Origin of the sequence: Bradyrhizobium sp. Leo170 (genome assembly GCF_004296405.1) — a bacterium.
Classification (GTDB): Bacteria; Pseudomonadota; Alphaproteobacteria; order Rhizobiales; family Xanthobacteraceae; genus Bradyrhizobium.
Window position 1 is genome coordinate 1 of sequence record NZ_PSRR01000460.1, and the last position, 5,245, is coordinate 5,245.

Annotated in this window: 3 protein-coding genes; 2 read left to right on the plus strand and 1 reads right to left on the minus strand. The window is 64.8% G+C overall.

Annotated features, from left to right (window positions below):
- Positions 1-78: 78 nt before the first annotated feature.
- The gene (gene rpmB, locus CWO89_RS40320; protein ID WP_130583826.1) at positions 79-384 is read right to left on the minus strand and encodes a 50S ribosomal protein L28; all 306 of its coding nucleotides are present in this window, start codon (positions 382-384) and stop codon (positions 79-81) included.
- Positions 385-750: 366 nt separating this feature from the next.
- On the opposite strand from rpmB, the gene CWO89_RS40325 reads away from it, so the two are divergent.
- The gene (locus CWO89_RS40325) at positions 751-1,602 is read left to right on the plus strand and encodes a DUF3108 domain-containing protein (protein ID WP_463698900.1); all 852 of its coding nucleotides are present in this window, start codon (positions 751-753) and stop codon (positions 1,600-1,602) included.
- Positions 1,603-2,211: 609 nt separating this feature from the next.
- The coding region (locus CWO89_RS40330) for a helicase-related protein (protein ID WP_130583827.1) at positions 2,212-5,245 on the plus strand (3,034 nt) is incomplete at its 3' end.

Sequence of the window (5,245 nt, forward strand, 5' to 3'; positions counted from 1 at the left end):
GAGCCAAAACAAAAAACGGCCGGGTCTTTCGACCCGGCCGTTCAAACTCTCAAACCGCTACTCTGATACAGCGAACGCTCAGCTCGCCTTCTTCTCCGCAGCCGCTGCCTGCTTCTTCTCGATCTGCCGCTTCAGCTCCAGCGCGCGCGGCGAGAGGTGCGCGGCATTCGCCTTCCGCAGGAACGCATCGAGGCCGCCGTTGTGGTCGACGCTCTTAATCGCATTCGAGGAGACGCGCAGGCGGATGTTGCGGCCGAGCGATTCCGACTGGAAGGTGATGTTGCAGAGGTTCGGCAGGAAACGCCGCTTGGTCTTGATGTTCGAGTGGCTCACCTTGTGGCCCACTTGCGGGCCCTTGGCCGTCAGTTCACAGCGCCGCGACATTATTCAAATCCTCTTCCATCCCCGCTAAACCAACAGCGCGCGCCGCGCGCGGCGGGGGTCCAATTCCACGTCCATTTTCCAGGAACCGCGGACGTATAGGGGGTGAGCCGCGAAGCGTCAAGGTTTATAGCTTTCAGGGCCTCGTTCCGGGGCCCTGAAACTCCTAATTTGACGCGTTTTCTTTGCGCCAGCCGGTAAAACGCTATGGAGCCCAAAACCTGCACGTTCACAAGGCCGTTCAGCGGTTTAACCTACCATATAAAGGGCGTATTCAGGCTCGTAAGGTGGTTCCGTTTTCGCCCGCGTTGCTTGCCGGTCATTTCTTCCCAAATGATCTCTGGCACCGACGACAGGATCGTTAAGTTTGTGAGCATTTTCAGCAGTTTTCTGCCCTCCGTGAGGGAATCCTGGCTGTTGTGCGCCGGCGCGCTGTTCATGCTGTTGCCGGAGGGCGCACTCGCGCAGGGCCGGCTGGATGCGCAGTACGAGGCCTCGCTGGCCGGTATCGCTGTCGGCAAGGGAAGCTGGACCATCGAGATCGGCGACGACACCTTTTCCGCGATAGCGCAGGGCGGCACCGCCGGGCTCTTGAAGGCATTTGCCGGAGCCGGCGGGATGGGCGGGTCCCAGGGGCGCGTGGTCAATGGCGCGCTGGTGGCATCGGGCTATACCGTCAACTATAACAGCTACAAGAAATCCGAGATCATCCGGATGGCGCTCGGCGGCGGCAGCATCAGGGAAACCGTGATCGAGCCGGAGCCGCCGGTCGATCCGAACCGGATCCCGGTCACCGAGGCCCACAAGAAGAACGTGTACGATCCGATGACCGGCTCGCTCCTGCGGGTGCCGGGCACGGGCGAACTGATGAGCCCGGATAGCTGCCGCACCAGCGCGGGCATTTTCGACGGCCGGTTGCGCTACGATTTGAAGCTCGATTTCAAGCGCGTGGAAATGGTCAAGGCGGAGAAGGGCTATCAGGGCCCGGCGCTGGTCTGTGCGATCTATTTCACGCCGATCGCGGGCTATATCCCCGACCGTCCCGTGATCAAGTATCTCGCCGAAGCGCGCAACATGGAGATCGCCTTCGTGCCGATCGCGGGCACGCGCATCCTGATCCCGTACCGCGTCAAGATCCCGACGCCGTTCGGGCTGGCCATGCTGGAGGCGACGTCGTTCGTGACGTCGGCCACGCCGCCGCGGGTGGCGAAGACGCAGTGAGGCTGCGCACCGTCATTCCGGGGCATCGCGAAGCGATGAGCCCGGAATCCATTTCTCCGCTGGTGCATGCGGCCCAATGGATTCTCTGATGTGCAAGAGCACATCATAGCTCGTCCTGCGGACGCCCCGGAATGACGGAGAAACAGGAATCCTGTTGACTCTTTGCCGCTTCTGATTCGACTCCGCATCTCAACGATTTTAAGGAATTTGCCCGCGCCGTGACTATCCTCAAACCCCATCTAGTGCTGGAACTTAAGCGCCGCCGCGACATGTTGCGGTGAACGGAGGAGAACGGCAGTGGAGTCAGCGATTCGGCCGCGATTCGTTCTAGACTCGTTCCGAAGCTTAAGCCGCGGCGGAGGGGCCGTCGCATTGTGAGACAATTTTTTGCGGAAGTGCCGGCACATGAACAGCTTTATCCCCCTCACCCTGAGGAGGTCGCCCGAGCGACTGTCTCGAGGGGCGGGGGCCCCCGATGCCTATGGCAAGCGGGAATGCATGGATATATCCGGACCTCATCCTTCGGGACGCGCGTTCCGCGCTCCTCAGGATGAGGAACTGAGATAGCGTTCGCGGCCGACAAGCACCAAGAAAAGTATCAAGAACATCATGGCTCTTTCCTCTCCTCCCTTCGCCCATGAGCGCGCGCCCGGCGCCGGCGTCACCGCCGTGCTCGGGCCGACCAATACCGGCAAGACGCATCTCGCCATCGAGCGCATGCTTGGGCATTCGTCCGGACTGATCGGGCTGCCGCTGCGGCTCTTGGCGCGCGAGGTCTACAACAAGATCGCCGATCGCGCTGGGCCCGAGAGCGTCGCGCTGATCACCGGCGAGGAGAAGATCAAGCCGAAGTCGCCGCGCTTCTGGGTCTCGACGGTCGAGGCGATGCCGCGCGATCTCGACGTCTCGTTCCTTGCGGTCGACGAGATCCAGATCGCGGCCGATCTCGAGCGCGGGCATGTCTTCACCGACCGCATCCTCAATCGGCGCGGCCGCGATGAGACGCTGCTGCTGGGGGCTGCGACGATGCGTCCCATCATCGAGCGGCTGCTGCCCGGCGCCTCCATCATCACAAGGCCAAGGCTCTCGACGCTCGAATTCGCCGGCGACCGCAAGATCACGCGGCAGCCGCGGCGCACCGCGATCGTCGCGTTCTCGGCGGACGAGGTCTATGCGATTGCGGAATTGATCCGCCGCCAGCATGGCGGCGCGGCGGTCGTGCTCGGCTCGCTCTCGCCGCGCACGCGCAATGCGCAGGTCGCAATGTTCCAGAACGGCGACGTCGATTACCTCGTCGCCACCGACGCCGTCGGCATGGGGCTGAATCTCGACGTCGATCACGTCGCCTTTGCCTCCGACCGCAAATACGACGGCTATCAGTTCCGCCGCCTGACGCCGGCCGAGTTCGCGCAGATCGCCGGACGCGCGGGGCGCGCGACGCGCAATGGTACCTTCGGCACTACGGGCCGCTGCGCGCCGTTCGAGCCGGAACTGGTGAACGCGCTGCAGAACCACACCTTCGACAGCGTGAAAATGCTGCAATGGCGCAATTCGAAGCTGGATTTCTCCTCGCTCGGCAGCCTGCAGGTCTCACTGTCGCTGCCGCCTTCGCATGAGGTGCTGACGAGGGCGCCGATCGCGGAAGACATGCGCGTGCTCGACCATGCCGCGCGCGATGCCGAGGTGCGCGACATGGCGCATGGCGCTACCGCCGTCGAGCGGCTATGGGAGACTTGTCAGATACCCGATTACCGAAAGCTCTCGCCGGCCGCCCATGCCGAGCTTGTGACCACCGTTTACGGCTTCCTGATGCAAAAGGGGCGTATTCCCGATGCATGGTTTGCCGCCCAGGTCGATCAGGCCGACCGCGTCGACGGCGACATCGACACGCTGTCGGGCCGGATCGCTCAGGTGCGCACCTGGACCTTCGTCGCGAACCGGCCGGACTGGCTGTCCGATCCCGAACATTGGCAGGGGATCACGCGCGAGCTCGAAAATAAATTATCCGATGCGCTGCATGAACGGCTCACGGAGCGTTTCGTTGATCGGCGTACCAGTGTATTGATGCGCCGCCTGCGGGAGAACTCTGTTTTGAATACTGAAATCGGCAAGACCGGCGAAGTCATCGTCGAGGGGCATGTGATCGGCCGGCTCGACGGATTCACTTTTGCGCCTGACGCGGCGGAAGCGGGCTCAGATGCCAAGGCGCTGCAGGCCGCAGCGCAGCAGGTGCTGGCGCGCGAGATCGACACGCGGGCCGAGAAACTGAGCGCCGCACCGGACGAAACCTTCGTGCTGACCTCCGACGGCACCATCCGCTGGACCGGCGATGCGGTGGCCAAACTCGTCGCGGCCGACGACGCGCTGCATCCGCGCTTGCGCATCATCTCCGACGAGCGGCTGACCGGCGCGCCGCGCGAGGCCGTGCAGAACCGGCTCGATCTCTGGCTCAAGACGCATATTACGAAATTGCTCGGGCCGCTGTTCGACCTGTCGAAGGCGGAGGATCTGCAAGGCATTGCACGCGGCATCGCGTTCCAGCTCGTGGAAGCGCTCGGCGTGCTGGAGCGGACCAAGATCTCGTCCGAGATGAAGGATCTCGACCAGCCCTCGCGGGCGACGCTGCGCAAATACGGCGTGCGGTTCGGGGCCTACCACATCTATTTCCCGCAGCTCCTGAAGCCGGCCGCACGCGCGTTGGCCTCGCTGCTCTGGGCCGAGAAGCAGGACAATGTCGATCTCTCGGCGCTCTCCAATGTGCAGCATCTGGCGTCGAGCGGGCGCACCTCGTTCCCGATCGACAAGGCATTGCCGCGCGATGCCTATCGCGTGCTCGGCTACAAGCAGTGCGGCGAGCGCGCGGTGCGCGTCGACATCCTGGAGCGGCTGGCGGACCTGATCCGTCCCGCACTGGCCTGGCGCGAGGGCTCGGCCGGCGAGAAGCCCGCGGGCGCATTCGACGGCCGCGGCTTCGTGGTGACGCAGGCGATGACCTCGCTCACCGGCTCGGCCGGCGAGGATTTCGCCTCGGTCCTGCGCGCGCTCGGCTATCGCATGGAACGCCGCCCGGCCCCGCCGCCGAAGCCGGTGGAAGTGGTCGAGACAGTGTCCGCCGAGACCCCGCCGGTGGAAGCGCCTGCCGAGGCTGCGGCGGAGGCACCGGTGGAAGAAGTAGCCGCCGAGCTGCCCGCGTCCGATGAGGTTAGCCCATCCGCGGCGCTGTTGCCCGAAGTTACCGTGGCGCCTGCGCCGAGCGAGGAACCAGCGACAGCCGCCGCAGAGCCGGTGGCTGAAGCGCGGCCCGAGCCTGAGGTGACCGAGGCGCAGGCAGAGCCGGTGGCTGAAGCGCAGCCGGAGCCTGAGGCGATCGAGGCGCAGGCAGATCCAGTTGCCGAAGTACAGGCGGAGTCAGCCATTCCCGCAGAGGTCCCCGCCGACGCGCCGGCAGAACCGATGCCGACGGAGGCTACAGCCGAGGCTTCAGTCAGCACTGAGGAGGCCGCACCCGCCGAAGCGATTGCTGCGCCCGCCGCAGCCGAGACCCCGGCCGAACCGCAACTGGTCGAAGTCTGGCGCCCCGGCGGCCGCTCCGAGGAGCGTCGCCCGCGCCATGACCGCAACCGCCACCGCCATCAGCCGCGCG